Origin of the sequence: Helicobacter sp. 11S02629-2, from assembly GCF_002272875.1 — a bacterium.
Classification (GTDB): Bacteria; Campylobacterota; Campylobacteria; order Campylobacterales; family Helicobacteraceae; genus Helicobacter_I.
In genome coordinates, this window is record NZ_MLAN01000002.1 from 199,995 (window position 1) to 217,619 (window position 17,625).

At 36.0% G+C, this 17,625-nt stretch carries 17 protein-coding genes; 16 read left to right on the plus strand and 1 reads right to left on the minus strand.

Annotated elements, in window-relative coordinates; translation table 11 throughout:
- Positions 1 to 401: 401 nt before the first annotated feature.
- The 6 genes from modA (at position 402) to BKH40_RS02335 (ending at position 5,315) form a co-directional block, all read left to right on the plus strand.
- A complete protein-coding gene (gene modA / locus BKH40_RS02310) occupies positions 402 to 1,133 on the plus strand; it encodes a molybdate ABC transporter substrate-binding protein (RefSeq protein WP_095276572.1) in 732 nt (243 codons plus the stop codon).
- A gap of 163 nt (positions 1,134 to 1,296) precedes the next feature.
- Entirely contained in the window at positions 1,297 to 1,536 is a 240-nt protein-coding gene (acpP, locus tag BKH40_RS02315) for an acyl carrier protein (RefSeq protein WP_095276575.1), read from the plus strand.
- 27 nt (positions 1,537 to 1,563) lie between these two features.
- Positions 1,564 to 2,817, plus strand: coding sequence for a beta-ketoacyl-ACP synthase II (locus tag BKH40_RS02320; RefSeq protein ID WP_095276577.1), 1,254 nt, complete (start codon positions 1,564 to 1,566; stop codon positions 2,815 to 2,817).
- 6 nt (positions 2,818 to 2,823) lie between these two features.
- Positions 2,824 to 3,765 (plus strand): acetyl-CoA carboxylase carboxyl transferase subunit alpha, encoded by a 942-nt coding sequence (accA, locus tag BKH40_RS02325; RefSeq protein ID WP_095276580.1) that lies wholly within the window; start codon positions 2,824 to 2,826, stop codon positions 3,763 to 3,765.
- A 12-nt stretch (positions 3,766 to 3,777) separates the two neighbouring features.
- Entirely contained in the window at positions 3,778 to 4,479 is a 702-nt protein-coding gene (modB, locus tag BKH40_RS02330; protein ID WP_095276583.1) for a molybdate ABC transporter permease subunit, read from the plus strand.
- Entirely contained in the window at positions 4,479 to 5,315 is an 837-nt protein-coding gene (locus BKH40_RS02335; protein ID WP_095276585.1) for an ATP-binding cassette domain-containing protein, read from the plus strand. The genes modB and BKH40_RS02335 overlap by 1 nt, the downstream gene beginning before the upstream one ends.
- A 122-nt stretch (positions 5,316 to 5,437) precedes the next feature.
- On the opposite strand, the gene BKH40_RS02340 is transcribed toward BKH40_RS02335, so the two are convergent.
- Positions 5,438 to 6,943: a HAMP domain-containing sensor histidine kinase gene (locus BKH40_RS02340; RefSeq protein ID WP_095276588.1), complete on the minus strand. Its 1,506-nt coding sequence runs from the start codon at positions 6,941 to 6,943 to the stop codon at positions 5,438 to 5,440.
- A 102-nt stretch (positions 6,944 to 7,045) separates the two neighbouring features.
- Here BKH40_RS02340 and BKH40_RS02345 point away from each other — a divergent pair, with 102 nt between their 5' ends.
- From BKH40_RS02345 to rpsU, 10 genes are all read left to right on the plus strand, one after another.
- Complete coding sequence (locus BKH40_RS02345) at positions 7,046 to 8,809, plus strand: M3 family oligoendopeptidase (protein WP_095276592.1); 1,764 nt, start codon at positions 7,046 to 7,048, stop codon at positions 8,807 to 8,809.
- On the plus strand, positions 8,803 to 9,249 hold the full coding sequence (locus BKH40_RS02350; RefSeq protein WP_095276595.1) for a hypothetical protein: 447 nt from the start codon (positions 8,803 to 8,805) through the stop codon (positions 9,247 to 9,249). The genes BKH40_RS02345 and BKH40_RS02350 overlap by 7 nt, the downstream gene beginning before the upstream one ends.
- 38 nt (positions 9,250 to 9,287) lie before the next feature.
- Positions 9,288 to 10,580 (plus strand): glutamate--tRNA ligase, encoded by a 1,293-nt coding sequence (gene gltX / locus BKH40_RS02355; protein ID WP_095276598.1) that lies wholly within the window; start codon positions 9,288 to 9,290, stop codon positions 10,578 to 10,580.
- A complete protein-coding gene (locus BKH40_RS02360) occupies positions 10,577 to 10,849 on the plus strand; it encodes a YggT family protein (RefSeq protein WP_095276600.1) in 273 nt (90 codons plus the stop codon). The genes gltX and BKH40_RS02360 overlap by 4 nt, the downstream gene beginning before the upstream one ends.
- A complete protein-coding gene (locus BKH40_RS02365; RefSeq protein ID WP_095276603.1) occupies positions 10,846 to 12,477 on the plus strand; it encodes a lytic transglycosylase domain-containing protein in 1,632 nt (543 codons plus the stop codon). Before BKH40_RS02360 ends, BKH40_RS02365 begins: the two co-directional genes overlap by 4 nt.
- Before the next feature lie 20 nt (positions 12,478 to 12,497).
- Positions 12,498 to 13,340, plus strand: a complete 843-nt coding sequence (gene galU / locus BKH40_RS02370; protein WP_095276605.1) for a UTP--glucose-1-phosphate uridylyltransferase GalU — start codon at positions 12,498 to 12,500, stop codon at positions 13,338 to 13,340.
- A gap of 15 nt (positions 13,341 to 13,355) precedes the next feature.
- Complete coding sequence (locus BKH40_RS02375; protein ID WP_095276608.1) at positions 13,356 to 14,207, plus strand: DMT family transporter; 852 nt, start codon at positions 13,356 to 13,358, stop codon at positions 14,205 to 14,207.
- Between the two features lie 112 nt (positions 14,208 to 14,319).
- The gene (locus BKH40_RS02380) at positions 14,320 to 15,789 is read left to right on the plus strand and encodes a catalase (protein WP_095276611.1); all 1,470 of its coding nucleotides are present in this window, start codon (positions 14,320 to 14,322) and stop codon (positions 15,787 to 15,789) included.
- A 99-nt stretch (positions 15,790 to 15,888) separates the two neighbouring features.
- Positions 15,889 to 16,893: a transglutaminase domain-containing protein gene (locus BKH40_RS02385; RefSeq protein WP_095276737.1), complete on the plus strand. Its 1,005-nt coding sequence runs from the start codon at positions 15,889 to 15,891 to the stop codon at positions 16,891 to 16,893.
- Between the two features lie 47 nt (positions 16,894 to 16,940).
- Positions 16,941 to 17,153 (plus strand): 30S ribosomal protein S21, encoded by a 213-nt coding sequence (rpsU, locus tag BKH40_RS02390; protein WP_095276612.1) that lies wholly within the window; start codon positions 16,941 to 16,943, stop codon positions 17,151 to 17,153.
- Positions 17,154 to 17,625 lie beyond the last annotated feature (472 nt).

A 17,625-nucleotide genomic window follows, 5' to 3' on the forward strand; every position in this document is an offset into this window, starting at 1 on the left:
TTAGTTAGGATGGCTTAGTTAGAGTAGGTTGCTAGATTAGATTCTAAAAAGCTACAAGTAAGGCACATTTTTAGTCACTTTCATTTTAGTTTTTGCCTACATCTACCTATATCATATTTATCACCTAAGCACTTCTTAAACCACTAGTCTTAAATCCATCTACTTTAAAAATTTCTCAGTCAACTTCAAGTAAAAACTTTTTACTTAGAATCTGCATTTTGTTATATAGCTATCAAAAAGCCTGTCTTTGGTTAAAAGATTTGCACTAAATGAGGAAGTTTTACTTTTTTATCTAAAAAATCAAGCCAAAAACTCATATTTTAAACTTAAAAATAATTTTTACTTTTTTAGCTTTGTTAGTAGAATGGAATCTTAAACTTTTTAACAGTTCAGGAGTAAAGATGAAGTTTTTTATGAAAGCAGCAATAGTTGCACTACTTGGAGTTAACTCACTTTTTGCAAGTCACTTAGAGATATTAGCAGCGGCTAACTTGAGGTATGTTTTACAAGATGTTAAAACTGCCTTTTTAAAAGAGCACCCAAAAGATACTATGGAGATAACCTTTGATGCAAGTGGAAGGCTTTATGCAAAAGTCACACAGGGTCTAAAAGCAGATCTTTTTATATCAGCTGATGAAAGTTTCCCTAATAAGCTTTATGAGGCAAAGCTTGCCACTAAGCCAGTAGTCTACACACAAGGAATCTTAGTTTTATGGAGTGATGGCGATATGAAGGTAACTTCGCTAGATGACATGTTAAAAGCTAAAAATATAGCCCTTCCTAATCCTCAAACTGCACCTTATGGTAGAGCAGCCCTAGAGGCTTTAAAAAATAGTGGGCTTTATAGCAAGGTAGAATCTAAAATAGCAACTGCTCTTTCCATATCTCAGGCCAATCAATATGTCATCTCTCGTAATGCACAAATTGGCTTTAATGCACTTTCTATGGTTAGATCCCAGAAAAACGCAAGCATTTTAGTAGTAGATAGCAAGCTGTACTCTCCTATAAAACAAGCTATGAGTATACTAAATAGCAGCGATAATAAAGCTTTGGCTAAGGAGTTTTATGACTTTATCCTAAGTCCTAAAGGACAAAAAATCTTTGCAGAGTATGGTTACAAGGCACTGAAGTAATAAAGAAGCAATTAAAGGCTTTGAGGTTTTGTCATCCAATTATAAAAAGTTAAGAAAAATTAATGTATGCTATATATCTGCTTAGATAAGCGGGTATATGCCCTTATTTTTTTATTTTAGATACAATTTTGCAAAATTAATAATATAAAGAGGAGTTTTTAAAATGAGTACGGAGATTTTCCAACAAGTAGCCGAATTAGTATCACAAAACCTAAGCGTAGATTTAGAAGCAGTAAAACCAGAGTCTGAGTTCGTAAAAGATTTAAATGCAGATTCTTTGGATGTGGTAGAACTTATAATGGCTTTAGAAGAAAAGTTCAATATAGAAATTCCTGATGAAGAAGCTGAGAAGATAAAGAAGGTAAGTGACGTTGTAGACTACATTGCTAAAAATGTGAAGTAGGATCTTTAAGATAGTTAAGGAGAATATGTGCGAAGAATAGCTGTTGTAGGTCTTGGCATGGTGAATGCCCTAGGACTTGATAAGGAGACATCCTTCCCAAGAATAGTGGCTGGTGAAAGTGGAGTTAAAAAGATAGAAAGCTTTGATGTGGAGGGGTTCCCCGTACAGATTGCAGCAGAGATTACTAACTTTGACCCAGAGGTTGTTTTAAATCCTAAGGATTTTAAAAAAGCGCATCGTTTTATCCAGCTTGGATTACTAGCTGCTAAGGAAGCTTTGGAAGAAAGTGGGTTGTTAGATTCTGAGGGTAAGGTAAAAGAAGAGCTTAGAGATAGATTTGGGATTTGCAGTGCTTCTGGTATAGGAGGTTTGGGTAATATCGAAGCTAACTCTATAGCTTGCCACGATAAAGGACCTAAAAGGGTAACACCTTTTTTCATACCTTCAGCCTTAGTTAATATGCTAAGTGGTTTTGCATCTATAGAGTTTAATATCAAAGGGCCTAATCTATCTTGTGTAACTGCTTGTGCGGCAGGAACTCACGCCATTATAGATGCTATCAAAACTATAGCTTTAGATGGTGCTGATAGGGTTTTAGTAGTAGGAGCGGAGTCTGCTATATGTCCAGTTGGCATAGGTGGATTTGCTGCTATGAGGGCACTTAGCACTAGAAATGATGATCCAAAAACAGCGAGTAGACCTTTTGATAAAGATAGAGATGGCTTTGTCATGGGTGAAGGTGCTGGTGCTTTAGTGCTTGAAGACTATGACTTAGCTAAGGCAAGGGGTGCTAAGATCTATGGTGAGATAGTAGGCTTTGGAGAAAGTAGTGATGCTAATCATATAACTACTCCGGCTCCGGGTGGTGAAGGTGCTTATAGGGCTATGAAGGCGGCTATGGACATGACTAAGAAGAAATATCCAGACATGAAGATAGACTATATTAATGCCCATGGTACAAGCACAGGTTATAACGACTTGTTTGAAACACAAGCACTAAGACACGCCTTCCCAGAGGGTGTGCCTCCAGTTAGTTCTACGAAGGGTCAGATAGGTCACTGTCTAGGTGCTGCTGGTGCTATAGAAGCTGTTATATCACTTCTTGCTTTAGAGGCTAATACTATGCCTCCAACTATTAATCAGTTCGAAAAAGACCCAGAGTGCGACTTAGACTATATACCTAATGTCGCTAGAAAGAAAGATTTAAACTTTGTTATGAGCAACTCATTTGGTTTTGGTGGGACTAATGGCGTTGTTATCTTTAAAAGATGCGAAGCGTAAACTTATATGGCAGTTTATTTAGACTTTGAACAAAGGCTAAAAAGCTTACAAGATGATATAGATGAGGCCTCTGTCAAAAATGACGAGGCAGCTAAAAATATACTAATAAAAGACCTAGAAAAAGAGCTTACTAAGGTCTACTCTAATCTTAATGACTATCAAAGACTTCAGTTAGCACGCCATCCTGATAGACCTTACGCACTTGACTATATGGAACTTATGATGACTAACTCCCAAGAGATAAGTGGAGATAGACACTTTAAAGATGATAAGTCTATAGTTTGTCATCTTGGCTATATAGAAGATGAAAGGGTATTAGTCATAGGCGAAGAAAAAGGGCGTGGCACTAAAAATAAACTTGCACGTAACTTTGGTATGCCCCATCCTGAAGGCTATAGAAAGGCTTTAAGGCTAGCTAAAATGGCTGAAAAGTTTGATATACCTATACTTATGCTAGTTGACACTCCGGGGGCTTATCCGGGACTTGGTGCCGAAGAAAGAGGTCAAAGTGAGGCTATAGCCAAAAACTTACAAGAGTTTTCAGTGCTAAAAGTTCCCACTATCTCTGTTGTCATAGGTGAAGGTGGGAGTGGTGGTGCATTAGCTATAGCAGTGGCTGATAGACTTGCTATGATGGAGTATTCTATCTTTAGTGTTATATCACCAGAAGGATGTGCTGCCATACTTTGGAATGACCCTTCAAAGATAGAGGCTGCAACTAAGGCTATGAAGATAACTCCAACTGAGCTTAAAAATGCCCACTTAATAGATGACATTATCAAAGAGCCATTAAACGCAGCCCATAGAAACAAGCAAGAAGCGGCAAATGCCATTAAACACTATTTTCTAGAATCTTTAAGACAGATAAGAGAAGATAGCGACTTTGTATCTCATAGATACGCCAAGATCATGAGTTATGGCTCATATGTAGATAACGATAACTCTTAAGCTCTACTAAAGATGTTAGAGTTTAATCTATCCACTCTTGATTCCGCATTTTTTGAAACTATATGGCTTACTATTAAGCTATCTTTTATCTCAACGCTTATTTTAATCCCAATTGGTATCTTGCTTGGTGCTTATATAGCACAAAAAGATACCAAGCTTAGGTTAGTTGTAGAAACACTCACTTGGATGCCTTTGGCTTTACCCCCTACAGTACTTGGCTTTTACTTTTTAGTCGCATTTTCCCCACAGTCACTTTTTGGCAAGTTTTTAAATCATCTTAATATAGAGCTAGCCTTTAGCTTTAGTGGCTTAGTAGTAGCAAGTATAGTCTACTCCTTGCCTTTTATGGTTAATCCAATAAAGTCTGGGCTAAAAGAGATTCCAAGCTACTATAAAGAAGTTAGCTACACGCTGGGAAAAGGAAGGATATATACTTTTTTTAAAGTGCTTTTGCCTAATATCAAACCTAATCTAATCCTTGGTATAACTACAAGTTTTGCACATACTTTAGGTGAGTTTGGCGTAGTCTCTATGATAAGTGGTGATAGACCCGGAAGCACGAGGGTAGCAAGTATAGCCATCTTTACAGAAACTGATGCTGGCAACTTTGCTACAGCAAACGCTTACGCCTTCATACTTTTAATCATAAGCTTTATACTTTTGCTAGTAGTTATCTACTTTACGAAGAAGTCTGGCAAAAAAGGAAGGCTTTAGTGCTTATAAACCTAGACTTTACAAAAAAGATAAATGCAAACCTTACACTAGATATAAAAGTAAGCCTTAAAGACTATAAGTGTATATCCATATTTGGAGAATCTGGAGCTGGTAAAAGTAGCGTCTTGCGACTTATAGCTGGTCTTGATAATGTAGATAGTGGAGTTATACAGATAGGAGAGACAACTTTTGAAAGCACTAAAGATAAGATAAGACTAAAAGCACAAGATAGAAAGTGTGGCTTTGTCTTTCAGCACTACGCCCTCTTGCCTAACTTAAATGTCAAAAAAAATATCCTCTTTGGAGCTAGAAAAGAAGAAGATAAAAAAGACTTAGATTCTATAGTTAGCTTGCTAAAGATAGGTCACTTGCTAGATAAAAGCATATATAAGATAAGTGGAGGCGAGGCACAAAGGGTAAGCCTTGCAAGAGCACTTATAAGCAAACCCAGAATCTTGCTTTTAGATGAGCCTTTTTCAGCCCTTGACACAGACCTCCGCATAGCCTTGCAAAATGAGTTTAAGATGATCTTAGAAAAGCTTAACATCACAGCCTTTTTAGTAAGCCATGATATAGATGAGATAAATACTATGTCTGATTACTTACTCCAGCTAGAAAATGGGAGAATAGTAAGAAGCGATAGTCTTTTAAATCTCAATAAGACTGAGTTTAACAGCTTTGTGCTTTATGGAAACATAGTTGCTTTTGAAGATTCTATGGCTTTAGTTTTATGTAAGTCTATAACTCTAAAAGCCTTCCCAAAAGGACAGAATCTAAAAATAGGCGACCGCGTAAAGATATCTCAAGAAGGCGAGAGGTTTTATTGTTATGTTTAAAGTAGTTAAGGCAAGTAGGACAAGTGTGACTGTGGCTTATGGAGTGCTACTTTTGTGTTATTAGATTAAGTGCTTTATGTATACAAGAGTGGAAGTTAAGACTAAGGCTTTATATCTTTATCTTATACCTTTGTAAGTTGTGTTTCTTGAAGTGAAAGCTTTAAGGTAAACACAGCGCCTTTTTTGCCGTTTCTTACACTTACTTCCCCTCTTAAAACTTCCCTAGTAAGCTGATCAACTATATAAAGTCCAACTCCTGTGCCACTGCTTTTATGCTTTGTTGTAAAGTAGGGCTCAAAAACTCTATCTATAACATCATCTTTTATCCCACCTGCGTTATCTTCACAAGTTATGATGGCGTAGCCTCCATCTTTTTTAAGGTCTATATAGCAAGTTTTATCAACTATCTCATTAGCTATTAAAGCATCTTTTGCGTTTTGCAAAAAGACCATTATGATCTGGGCTAGGGCACTTTTTTGCCCTACAAATAAAAGCCTTTCTTCTAAGTTGCACTCTACTGCTATGTTTAAGTCTTCAAAGGTTGGCTTCATAAGCGTTATAGAATCTTTAAGTGCTTCATCTAGTGCAAAACTAGTTACGGTTGAATCAGGCTTCAAAAAGCCCCTAAAGGTATCTATAGTCTCACTCATACTTCTTGCTATATCTTTACCATACTGCACTTTTTCTGCTAGAAGCTCAGGAGTTAAAGTGCCCTTTTTACTTTTAATCTCTAAAGTTTGAAGTAAAAGCACTAAAGCACCAAGAGGCTGGCGCCACTGATGGGCTATATTTTGTATGGCTTCTCCCATGCTTGCAAGGCGGGACTGTTGATAAAGTATGGCATCTTTTACGCGTAGATCTGTGGCTAGATCCATAGCCTTTTGCTCAAGATGGGTGTTTAGCTCTTTTAGCTGTTCGTTTGCTTCGTTTAGATCTAGGTTTAAAAGCTTGTTTAGATTTTTAATAGATTCTAAAGTTAGACGAGTTGACATAAAAACCATGATAAAGACGCTTAAAGCAAAGGCCAAAAGGGCGTGTAGCACGCTTTTATAAAACTCATTAGTAGTAGCGTACTCTATGCCTGATATCTTTTGGGCTATCTCTGAAGTTTTTAGGGCTAGTGTTATTATCTGTGCCCCTTTAATCTGCAAAATATCCCCTAGTGCATAAACTCCTAAACTGTCAATATCGCTACTTTGTCTAGCCTCTAAGTCTTTTATAAGATAGTCTATCTTATCTGTAGCTTCTTTTTTTTCAGCTTCTAACTCTGTTAGCTGTGAGTAGTGTTTGTTTAAAAAGATTCTTTGATATAAGCTTTTATTAAAAGCATAAAAGCTGTACTCATCTGATATATTACTTTTGTATCTGTTCCATACGTGGTTGATGGCGTTTATATCAAGTGTTTTAGTTGGATCTGAGTTGGCTGCGTATCTAAAAAATATAGCCCTAAGCTGAGTTAAGACATAAGTTTCATCTGCTGGCTTTGGGAAGCTATTATCATAGTCTTGTTTTAAGCCATTTAGTGAGATAACTGATATAAGCAAAACTACGAACAGACCTATCAAAAAAGCTATCATTAGAAACTTTGCTTGGAAGTTTAAATGTGCACTACTATTAGTCTTATTCATACTCGCCTTTAGTCCTTTGAAACCTGATTATTTACAATAAATAGAGATTATAATAGACTTAACCTAAATTTAAGACTTAAAAAATATAGAGAGGAACTTATAATGAGTAGCACAGACCTAAGATTAGAGTTTAATTTAGATTCTTTGTTTCCAAATAATGACGTTGCAAGTCATAGCCTTACAGTTTTAGAAGCTAATATAAAAAGTTTTGAGCATAGATATCAAAAACAGATAGAAACACTAGATAATGAGCAGTTTGAACACGCTCTAAATGAGTACGAAAAGCTTTTAGAAGGGCTATCTAAGGTTATGACCTTTGCTTTTTTACAGTACTCAACTGATACAAAAAAAGGTAGTATTTATGCAAAGTATGAGCTTAAGTGCAATGACCTTCAATCTCATCTAATCTTTTTTGAACTAGAAATCGCCTCACTTCCAGACGCCATCTTACAAGGCTTTATAGATTCTAGTAAAAATCACTCTTTTTACCTAAGTAACCTAAGAGATGCTAAAAAGTATCAATTAAGCTTACCTGAAGAAAAGGTTTTAATAAAAACTTCAAGCCTTGGTGCTAGTGCTTTTTCTAGGCTTTTTGATGAGCTTTTTGCTAGGATGAAGTTTGAAGGCGTGCTAGATTCTAAAGAGCTAAATGAAGAAGAGATCTTAGCCCTTCTTCATAGCAGTGATAGAGAGACTAGAAAAAAAGCCCAAGAGCACTTTACAAAAACGCTTTCTACTTACTCACATCAGCTAACTTATATTATTAATATGATTAGAAAAGATGTGAAGATCTTCCAAGAGCTTAGAGGTTACGTGCGACCTGAAAGCTTTAGGCATATAGCCAACCAAGCAACTGAAGAAAGCGTAGATGCCCTAGTAGACTGCGTTAATGCAAATATGAGCTTAGTAAAAGACTACTACCTTATAAAGTCTAAGCTTTTAGGTATAAAGCTAAAAGACTATGATAGATATGCACCTTTGCAGTTAAATAAGGATTCTAAGTCGCTACATATGGACTTTAAAACTGCCTTAAATGAGACTTTAGAATCTTTACAAGCCTTTAGTCCAACCTTCCATGCTATAGCTAAAAAAGCAGTTAGTGAAGGCTGGGTAGATTCCCATCCAAAAGAGGGCAAAAGAGGAGGGGCTTTTAGTCATGGAAGCGTGCCAAGTTCCCATCCTTACGTACTTCTAAATCACACTGGTAATAGACGTGATGCCTTTACTATAGCCCATGAGTTTGGGCACATGATCCATCAAGAGCTAAGTAAGCATCAAGGCGTGCTTAATATGGATACACCTTTAACCACAGCTGAAACTGCTTCAGTTTTTTCTGAGATGCTGCTTTTTGATAAGATGAAAAAAAAGCTAAAAGGAGGAGAGCTGCTTGAAATCTATGCGGGCAAGATAGAAGATATCTACTCTACTTTATTCCGTCAGATAGTTATGACTAACTTTGAAAGAGAGATACACGCTAAAGAAGATGAGTTAACTAGTGAAGAGTTAGATTCCATCTGGGCTAAGTGTAATGAAGAGATGTTTTTAGGAAGTGTAGAGCTAACTAAAAACTACTCTTCGTGGTGGTCTTATATACCTCACTTTATACACTCGCCATTTTACTGCTATGCTTACTCTTATGGTCAGCTTTTAGTGCTAGCACTTTTTGGACTTTATAAAAAAGCAAAAGATAAAGAAGCATTTATAAAAACTTATACTAACTTTTTAAGTATGGGCGGAAGCCAGTCTCCACGCGACTTAGTTTTAGCTTTTGGCTTTGATGTAAACACTAAAGAGTTTTGGGAGATAGGTATGGAAGAAGTTAGAAAGCTTTTAAGTGAGTTTAAGGAACTCTTAGAAACATGTTAAAACATATATTAGCCAAACATGCAAAAGAGATCTTTCACACTCTTATAGAATCTAATTCTAACTTTGCACTTGTGTGCTCTATAGATAAGACTAGCTTTGAACCAAGCTTGCCTAGCGATATAAGCGATAACTTTGGAGAGTTAACTATGTTTATACTAGCTGGCTTTACTTTTGAAAGCATAGAGTTAGGTGAAGAGTATATGAGTTTTGAAGCAGGTTTTGGGCCGCAAAATATCGGCTCAGTAGTAAGCCTTCCTTATCACTCTGTGCATCAGATCTTACTTCCTAGTGAAGAAAGTAGGGGCGAGTTAATCTTGTTTATAAATCCTTTTTCGCTAGATGAAGAAGAAGAGTTAAAAACACCAAAAAGCACAGAAGAAGACTTGATGGAAAGCTCTAAAAACGCCATCCTTAGTAACCCTAAGAATCTAAAAAAGTAGTTAGCTACTTAATACCATATATTTAAAGAAGGATTTTAATGCTTCGTTTTGCACCAAGCCCAACAGGCGACTTACACGTAGGTAATATGAGGGCAGCCATCATAAGCTATATCTTATCTCTTAAGATGGATGAAAAGTTCATAGTTCGTATAGAAGACACAGATGTTGATAGAAATATCAAAGATAAAGAAAAAGAGATCTTAGAGCTTTTAAGTCAGTTTGAGATTCCAACTAAACACTACATCTTGCAAAGTGATAACTTTGACCTCCATAGAGAGATAGCACAAAAACTGCTAGATGAGGGCAAGGCCTTTTACTGCTACTGCACTAAAGAGTTTTTAGAATCTAAAAGAGAAGAAGCTAGCAGGCTTAAACGTCCTTTTAGATATCAAGATGCTTGGGCAGAGTTGGAAAAAGAGACTAATCCACATCCAGTAGTGCGTTTTAAGATGACAGATTCTATAAGCTTTGTAGATGAGATAAAAGGCAAACTTTTCTTTGATAAAAAAGAGCTAGAAAGCTTTGTTATCATGAGAAACAACCTCCCAACTTATAACTTCGCTTGTGCTATTGATGATAAAGATATGACTTTGATAGTTAGAGGAGAAGACCATGTAAGTAACACTCCTAAGCAGATAGCTATAAAAAACGCCCTTGGCTATAAAGAAGCACGCTATGCCCACTTGCCAATCTTACTAGGTGAAGATGGCAAAAAGATGAGTAAGAGAGATAAGAGTTCAAGTGTAAAATGGCTGTTATCACAAGGGCTATTTGCCAAAGCTATAGCTTTATATCTTTTGATACTTGGCAACTCAAAGCTAGAAAAATATATCCTAGATAATAAAGTGCTTAACTATAAAGACTTAGTAGCTGAGGTAGATATAAGCCAGTTTAGTAATAATAGTGTGCACTTTGACTATAAATATTTGCTATTTTTAAATAGAGAGATTTTGCGCAGCATGGAAGCAAGCGAGATTATAAAACTAGATTCTAGTCTTCCTAAAAATGAAGCCTTAATAGATGTTTTTAAGCTTGAAGTAAGCACTATCTTAGAGTTAAAAGAGCTGCTAGACTACGCTTTAGCACCTTTAGAATCTAAAGTAAGCAAAGAATATGAAAGTGAGATTAACACACTTAAAGATTGCTTAGAAGATAAAAGTCTTTTTGACTTAGACTATGAAGACTTTAAAAAAGCTTTAATGGAAAAAAGTGGCCTTAAGGGAAAGAGCTTTTTTAAACCACTTCGCATTATTTTAAGTGGCAAAGAGCACGGTATAGAGTTGGATAAGATTTATCCAGTTATAAGAGACTTTCTAAAAGGAGAAAAATGATAATACTGCACGCTATAGGCATCATATTGCATTATTTAATTACGATTTATAGCTGGGTTATTTTTATAGCAGCTATTCTTTCACTAGTCCAGCCTAACCCTTATAATCCCATAGTACAGTTCTTGCGTAATATAACTGACCCAGCCTATCATCTTATAAAGAAGGTGATCCCTACTGTTTATAGGAATATGGACTTTGCTCCACTAATTGTAATTATAATTTTGCAGTTTATTGATTTAACTCTAATTAGGATACTGGTAACACTTTGAAAAAACTGATATTTTTAGCACTCATATTAAGCGTGCTTCATGCTAATAGCTTCTTTGACACTTATATCAAAGATAAACCAAAAGGTATTGTAAGAGACTTTTATATCTGGCAGTACTTGCAAACTCCTAATCTTACTTCAGCAGAGATAAGTGAGGCTTACGGTTTAATCTCTAATAAGAATCCCTATCTTAAAAAAACCCTTGCAAACTTACATGTCCAAGAAGAACTCCCAAGAGATCTAATCTGCTCACGTATGAGTCTAAGTGACGCACTAAATCAAGATGCTGCTTGTCTTAGCAAGGCTTTAAAGCTACCAGATATCTTAACTCTTGATGCACCAACTATTGCAAAGATTAAGCAAGTCTTAGGCACATCTTATCCCTTGCTTACTCAAAGCATAGATGTTTTAAGCTCTAAAGACTTAGCTTTAAGCTTGCTAGATAGCCAAGCTAACGTTTTTGTAAATGTTTTTAATGCACTTCCTTACGCCATAAAGCAAGATCTTTTTAGCACAGTACCAGAAAACTTGCTTGAAGATTCTATACTTAGGCTAAGTAGTGCTAATCTAACTTCTTTTAGCACTCTTCTTACTGTAGTTGTACTAGACCCTAAGTTTTTAGCTTTAAAAGAAGCACTAACTAAGATTTATCTAACTAAAATTACTCATAATGCAGCTTTTTTACTAGGTATAAACGAAGTCCAAAGAGGGGATAAAACTAAGGCTATAAAGTATTTTAAGCAAGCTTACTCAAAAGCTAGTGATCCGCTTTTTAAAGATAGGGCTTTGTTTTGGCAGTATCTTGTAGGGGGCGATAAAGATGCTTTAAAGCAGGCTGCACAAAGCACTTTTGTAGATCTTTTCTCTATAGCTGCTAATCAGATCTTAAAAACTAAGCCAAAGTTTGAGATAGTTACAAGCTTGCCTGAGATAAGGGGTGAAAAAGCACCTTTTGATATAAGTGATCCTTATAAGTGGCAAGAGCTTAGTGCAAAGATAGTTAGTGAAAACAACCCAATAGAGCTTAAAAATATCATCCAAAACTTTGAGTATAAAGATTCTATGGCACAGTTTTCTTACGTCATGCAAAGGATGCACAAGTATTCTAAAAACTACTATATCCATCCTTATGAGCATTTGTTAACTTGGGATTCTATAGATCAAAAAAGTTTTGTTTACGCCATAGCTAAGCAAGAAAGTCACTTCCTCCCTTCTATAATATCAAGGTCTTTTGCTTTAGGTATCATGCAGATAATGCCAGCTAATGTTATGCCTTTTGCAAAGGACATGGGACTAGATAGCATGAAGTATGAGGACTTATTTAAACCAGAAGTTGGGCTTAGTATGGGGCGTTACTATATAGAAGTATTAAGAAAGGAGTTTAAACACCCTCTTTTTGTAGCTTACGCTTATAATGGAGGACCTGGTTTTTTAAGGCGTCTTTTGGCACAAAAAAGGCTTTTTATAAAAGGGCGTGCTTATGAGCCTTGGCTTAGCCTTGAGTTAGTGCCTTATGAAGAATCTAGATTCTATGGTATGAGAGTGCTTGCAAACTATATAATATATGAAAGATTATTTGGCAGAGATATCAATGTAGAAGAGCTGCTAGATAAAGCTCTAATTTACTAAAACATTTAAGGATTTATAAGATGAAGCACAATAAAGAAGATGGCGTTATAGAAGCTTGTTTATTTCCAGCAGCAGGCTATGGGACTAGATTTTTACCAGCAACTAAGGCTATGCCTAAAGAGATGTTACCTATACTTACTAAGCCTTTAATCCAATACGGCGTAGAAGAAGCCATAAGTGCAGGCTGTCATACTATGGCTATAGTTACAGGGCGTGGGAAAAGGGCTATAGAAGATCACTTTGATATAAGCTATGAGTTAGAAAGTCAGATAAAAGGAAGCTCAAAAGATGCCCTCTTAGATGAGTTAAGAGAAGTTATGAATGTAGCTACTTTTAGCTACACAAGACAAAAAGAGATGAAAGGCTTAGGGCACGCCATACTAACTGGTGAGACTTTAGTTGGCACTAAGCCTTTTGCTGTGATACTAGCTGATGACTTGTGTTATAACGATGGGGCAAGTGTGCTAACTCAGATGGTAGAAGTCTATAAAAAGCATAAGTGTTCAGTTGTGGCAATAGAAGAAGTTAACCCTTCAGAGGTTAATAAATATGGCGTCATAGATGGAGAAAAGATAGAATCTAATCTTTATAAAGTTAAAAGCCTAGTTGAAAAACCAAGCATTGATAAAGCCCCTAGTAATCTTGCCATTATAGGTAGATACATATTAACTCCTGATATCTTTGATATCTTAAGGACTACAAAAGCTGGCATTAACAATGAGATACAAATAACTGATGCTTTGATGAAGCAAGCAGAGAAAGGAAAGGTATTAGCTTATAAATTTAGCGGCAAAAGGTATGACTGTGGAAGTATGGATGGCTTTGTAAAAGCTACTAATGACTTTTATAACATGTCTTTATAAAACTTTCTAACTAAGATGAAACGCTCATATGGCTACTTAGCCTCTGCTGTAATAGCTGAAGGGATAATAGGCTATGCCACCATCTTAGTAAAGCTTACTGATACTCCTCCTATATCCATAGCTTTTTGGCGTATGGCATTAGCTATACCCATCTTTTTAATCCTTTGTCTTCCTAAGCCTAGCTTTAGAAAGATTCCATTAAAGCACATAGTGTTAATCTTGGTGGCTGGAATCTTTTTTGCCCTAGATGTTTTTATGATGAATATTTCTTTAAAACATACTTCAATCGCCCACTTTCACCTTATAACCTCACTAGTATGTTTTATCATGATACCACTTGGCTACTTTTTGTATAAGCAGAAGGTTTCAAAGATGTTTTTTGTGGGTACTTTTGTAGCTATAGTTGGGATAGTCTTGCTGCTTGAAGGAGGAGACCACGGTGGGGTTGCCACTTTGTATGGAGATCTTTTCGCTTTTGGTAGCTTAGTTTGCTACTCTATATTTTTAATGATGATTCACTCCTTGCGTAAGAAGTATGATACTTTAGAGATTATGTTTTATACTTGCTGTGGGGCAAGCTTATTTTTACTACCAGTGTCTTTTTTTTCAGAAGGCTTAGCAGTTCCAAAGACATCTTATGACTGGCTGATAGTTGGACTTATAGCACTTTTTGGGCAAGTTTTTGGGCAAGGGCTTTTTGGCTTTTTGCTAGGTAGACTAAGCCAGTTGGCCATTAGCCTTTTAATCTTGGCTTCTCCAGTTATAAGCGTCATACTTGGCTATCTTATACTTGGCGAAAAGATAGGTTTAGTAGAGTTCATTGGCATACTAGTTATACTTAGTGGCGTATACTTTGCAAGAAAGTAATAGAGCCTTCTAACTATAGAATCCACTTAAACAATAAAAAATATTAATTGATAATATTTCGTTTCTTTTTTGTGTTATACTAATCACGTATTTCATTATAAAGGATGACCACATGGAAAAAGGTTTTGTTCAGATAACTAACAACGTAGGTAGAGCTATTGATGACGACAACAACGTAACTAGTGTAGGACCTAGAGGACCACTACTTTTACAAGATGTATGGTTTTTAGAAAAACTAGGTGCATTTGATAGAGAAAGAATCCCTGAAAGAGTAGTTCACGCTAGAGGTAGTGGAGCACACGGAACTTTTACTGCTACAGCAGATATAAGCAAATATACTAAAGCTAAAGTTTTCAAAAAAGGTTCAAAAACTCCAATCTTTTTTAGATTTTCAACTGTTGCACCTGAAAGAGGTGGCGCTGACGCAGTAAGAGATCCAAGAGGTTTTGCGATGAAGTTTTATACAGAGGATGGAAACTGGGACTTAGTTGGAAACAACACTCCAATATTCTTTATTAGAGACCCTTATAAATTCCCTGACTTTATACATACTCAAAAAAGGAATCCAAAAACTGACCTTCCTGATCCAACAGCAGTTTGGGACTTCTGGAGTCAAAATCCTGAAGCTTTACACCAAGTAACTTACGTTATGGGTGATAGAGGTATACCTTCAAGCTTTAGAAAGATGAATGGTTATGGTAGCCATACATTTAGCTTTATTAATGATAAAAATCAAAGATTCTGGGTTAAGTTCCACTTACACACTATGCAAGGTGTACACAACCTAACTAATGAAGAAGCTTCTGCACTATTAGGTAAAGACCTTAACTCTCACCAAAGAGATCTATTTGAGCACATTGAGAAAAAAGACTATCCAAAATGGAAAGTTTCTATCCAAATCATGCCAGAAGATGAAGCTAAAGATAAAAACTACGCATTTGACGTAACTAAAGTTTGGCCTCACAAAGACTATCCATTAATGGAAGTTGGTATGGTTGAGTTAAACAGAAACCCAGAAAACTACTTTGCTGAAGTTGAGCAAGCTGCATTCAACCCGGGACACATAGTTGAAGGTATAGGATTTAGCCCTGATAGATTACTTCAAGGAAGACTATACTCTTATGGTGATACTCAAAGATATAGACTAGGAGTTAACCACTCTCAGCTACCTATCAACAGAGCAAGAAACGGTGTAGCAGTACATAACGTTAACAGAGATGGTTTCATGACTAATGGATTCTATGGAAGCAAAATGAACTATAGTCCAAGCGGTCTTCCGGGCTACAAAGATAACAGAAAACTTATAGAGCCAAATCTAGACATGAGTAAGCTTGAAAAAAGTACTGAGATAAATCACTGGAATTACAGAGACTATGACAGTGACTACTATACTCAACCGGGTAATCTTTTCAGACTATTTAGCAAAGAGCAAAAAGAAAGACTATTTAACACTATAGCTGGCATGTTAGTTCAAGTTCCAGAATCAGTTGTAAAAGCTCAAATGCCTCACTTCCAAAAAGCAGACCCTGCTTATGCAAAAGGCGTTGAAGAAGCTATGAAAAAAATGAGTAAAAAAGCTTAAATCTTAGATTTTTAAAGATCTTATCCCCCTCCAAAAGTAAAGCCCACTCCCACTTTAGTGGGTGGAGGGCCCTTCACACATCAATGCCAAAGGAATCAAATGAAAGGAATTAATAGAAGGAGTTTTCTTAAAGGTACTGCTCTAGGTGCTGGTGGTCTAGTACTAGGCAGCAGCTATATAGTCAATGCAAATGAAGCCAGTAAAGAATCTGGTACTAGAACTTTTTCCCTTAACTTGCAAAATAATATGAAATTTGGTTATACAGAGAATGCCAAAGTGTGGATACCGCTAGCTTATACTAACGCCACTCAAAGACCTAGAAACCTGAAAGTAGAAGGTAACTATGATGGCTATACTCTAAGTAATAATCACCTTGTTCCTTTGCTTGAAGCCTCATGGACAGGAAAAAGAGAAGACAGTCTCCACGCTATAAAAGTTGGCTTAAATCTAGACATAGACCTAACCAAAAAGCTCGACTTGCCAAAAGGTGACTACCTAAGCTGCAGTAGAGACGTAAGAGTTGATAGAAATGTAAAGCTTATAGCAGATGCTATCACTAAGCTAGCACTAACTGATGAGCAAAAAGCTAGGAATCTATTTGGCTGGGTGATAGCTAATGTGGATTCTAATAATGCAAAAGATAAAGCTGGTATAAGAACTATCTATGCAAAAGATGGAAGCGAGCTTTTAAAAGGCAGCAACATATCAGCTAGTTCAGTTTTTGTAGCACTTTGCAGAGCTTGTAATATAGAAGCAAGCGAGGCTTTTGGTCTTACTTTAGATTCTGGTCGATTTAACCTAGCTGATGCAGACAAAAGAGTTTATACAAGATCAGCTATCAAGCTAAATGGCAAGTGGATTCCAAATGACATACAGTTAGCAATCCGCGGTGCTAAAACTTTAGAACAGCATAAAATTGCAAACTTTGCTTTTAACACTTGGGATAACAACTGGGCGCTTTTAAACTTCTCAAGAGACTATGAGATACATAACAGCTATGAGACCAAGCTACTTAGCACACTTCAAGTTGCTTATGGCGTTGTAGATGGAGCGACTATGTCTCACTTTGACAAAGCACACACTGATTATAATATTCAAGCATAATATGCTAGAATAAGATCTTATCTATAACAGAAAGTAGGTGATGTTAGATGCCTGGTATTAAGATGAAGGAAAACGAAAGTTTTGATGATATGTATCGAAAGTTTAAAAAACAAGTAGATAGAAATCTAGTTGTAACAGAGTGCAGAGCAAGAAGATTTTTTGAATCTAAAACTGAAAAGCGTAAAAAGCAAAAAATTAATGCTAAGAAGAAAATGCTTAAAAGACTTTATATGCTAAGACGCTACGAGTCAAGATTATAGTTTTTTCTCAAACTATCCTTTTTATAAGACATGGATCCTAAGTCCATGTCTTTTTCTACATAATCAAATCCGTTTTAATCCATATACTTACTTTAATAAAAATGATGTTATTAACATAACGCTTGCGTAATATATACATGGCTAGACAAAAGGCTAGAGTGTTTATAAAGATTACTTTGTAACCTGTGGCAAGTAGATATTTTTAGATTCCATAGATTTATAGAATCTATTTTTAATTAATAAAAGCTTGCAACGTAATTAAAGTAAGAAAATATTAAAAAACTATCTCTTTAAGCACATATAAAAAGAAGTACAATAAAAAAGGGCTAGATTAGACCTATAAGCTTTTGTCACTAATAAAAGCTTATAAACTCTAAACCTAGCCTTAAGCGATCTTAAAAAGACAAAGGTTTAAGTTTTTGTTGTGACTATAAACATACAAAATATAATCACTCTTAAAAACTTAAGTCTT

Bases quoted from the DNA above. Each gene is read 5' to 3' on its own strand.
- modA (WP_095276572.1), top strand. From the start codon at position 402: ATGAAGTTTTTTATGAAAGCAGCAATAGTTGCACTACTTGGAGTTAAC.
- acpP (WP_095276575.1), top strand. From the start codon at position 1,297: ATGAGTACGGAGATTTTCCAACAAGTAGCCGAATTAGTATCACAAAAC.
- accA (WP_095276580.1), top strand. From the start codon at position 2,824: ATGGCAGTTTATTTAGACTTTGAACAAAGGCTAAAAAGCTTACAAGAT.
- modB (WP_095276583.1), top strand. From the start codon at position 3,778: ATGTTAGAGTTTAATCTATCCACTCTTGATTCCGCATTTTTTGAAACT.
- BKH40_RS02340 (WP_095276588.1), bottom strand. From the start codon at position 6,943: ATGAATAAGACTAATAGTAGTGCACATTTAAACTTCCAAGCAAAGTTT.
- BKH40_RS02345 (WP_095276592.1), top strand. From the start codon at position 7,046: ATGAGTAGCACAGACCTAAGATTAGAGTTTAATTTAGATTCTTTGTTT.
- BKH40_RS02350 (WP_095276595.1), top strand. From the start codon at position 8,803: ATGTTAAAACATATATTAGCCAAACATGCAAAAGAGATCTTTCACACT.
- gltX (WP_095276598.1), top strand. From the start codon at position 9,288: ATGCTTCGTTTTGCACCAAGCCCAACAGGCGACTTACACGTAGGTAAT.
- BKH40_RS02360 (WP_095276600.1), top strand. From the start codon at position 10,577: ATGATAATACTGCACGCTATAGGCATCATATTGCATTATTTAATTACG.
- galU (WP_095276605.1), top strand. From the start codon at position 12,498: ATGAAGCACAATAAAGAAGATGGCGTTATAGAAGCTTGTTTATTTCCA.
- BKH40_RS02375 (WP_095276608.1), top strand. From the start codon at position 13,356: ATGAAACGCTCATATGGCTACTTAGCCTCTGCTGTAATAGCTGAAGGG.
- BKH40_RS02380 (WP_095276611.1), top strand. From the start codon at position 14,320: ATGGAAAAAGGTTTTGTTCAGATAACTAACAACGTAGGTAGAGCTATT.
- BKH40_RS02385 (WP_095276737.1), top strand. From the start codon at position 15,889: ATGAAAGGAATTAATAGAAGGAGTTTTCTTAAAGGTACTGCTCTAGGT.
- rpsU (WP_095276612.1), top strand. From the start codon at position 16,941: ATGCCTGGTATTAAGATGAAGGAAAACGAAAGTTTTGATGATATGTAT.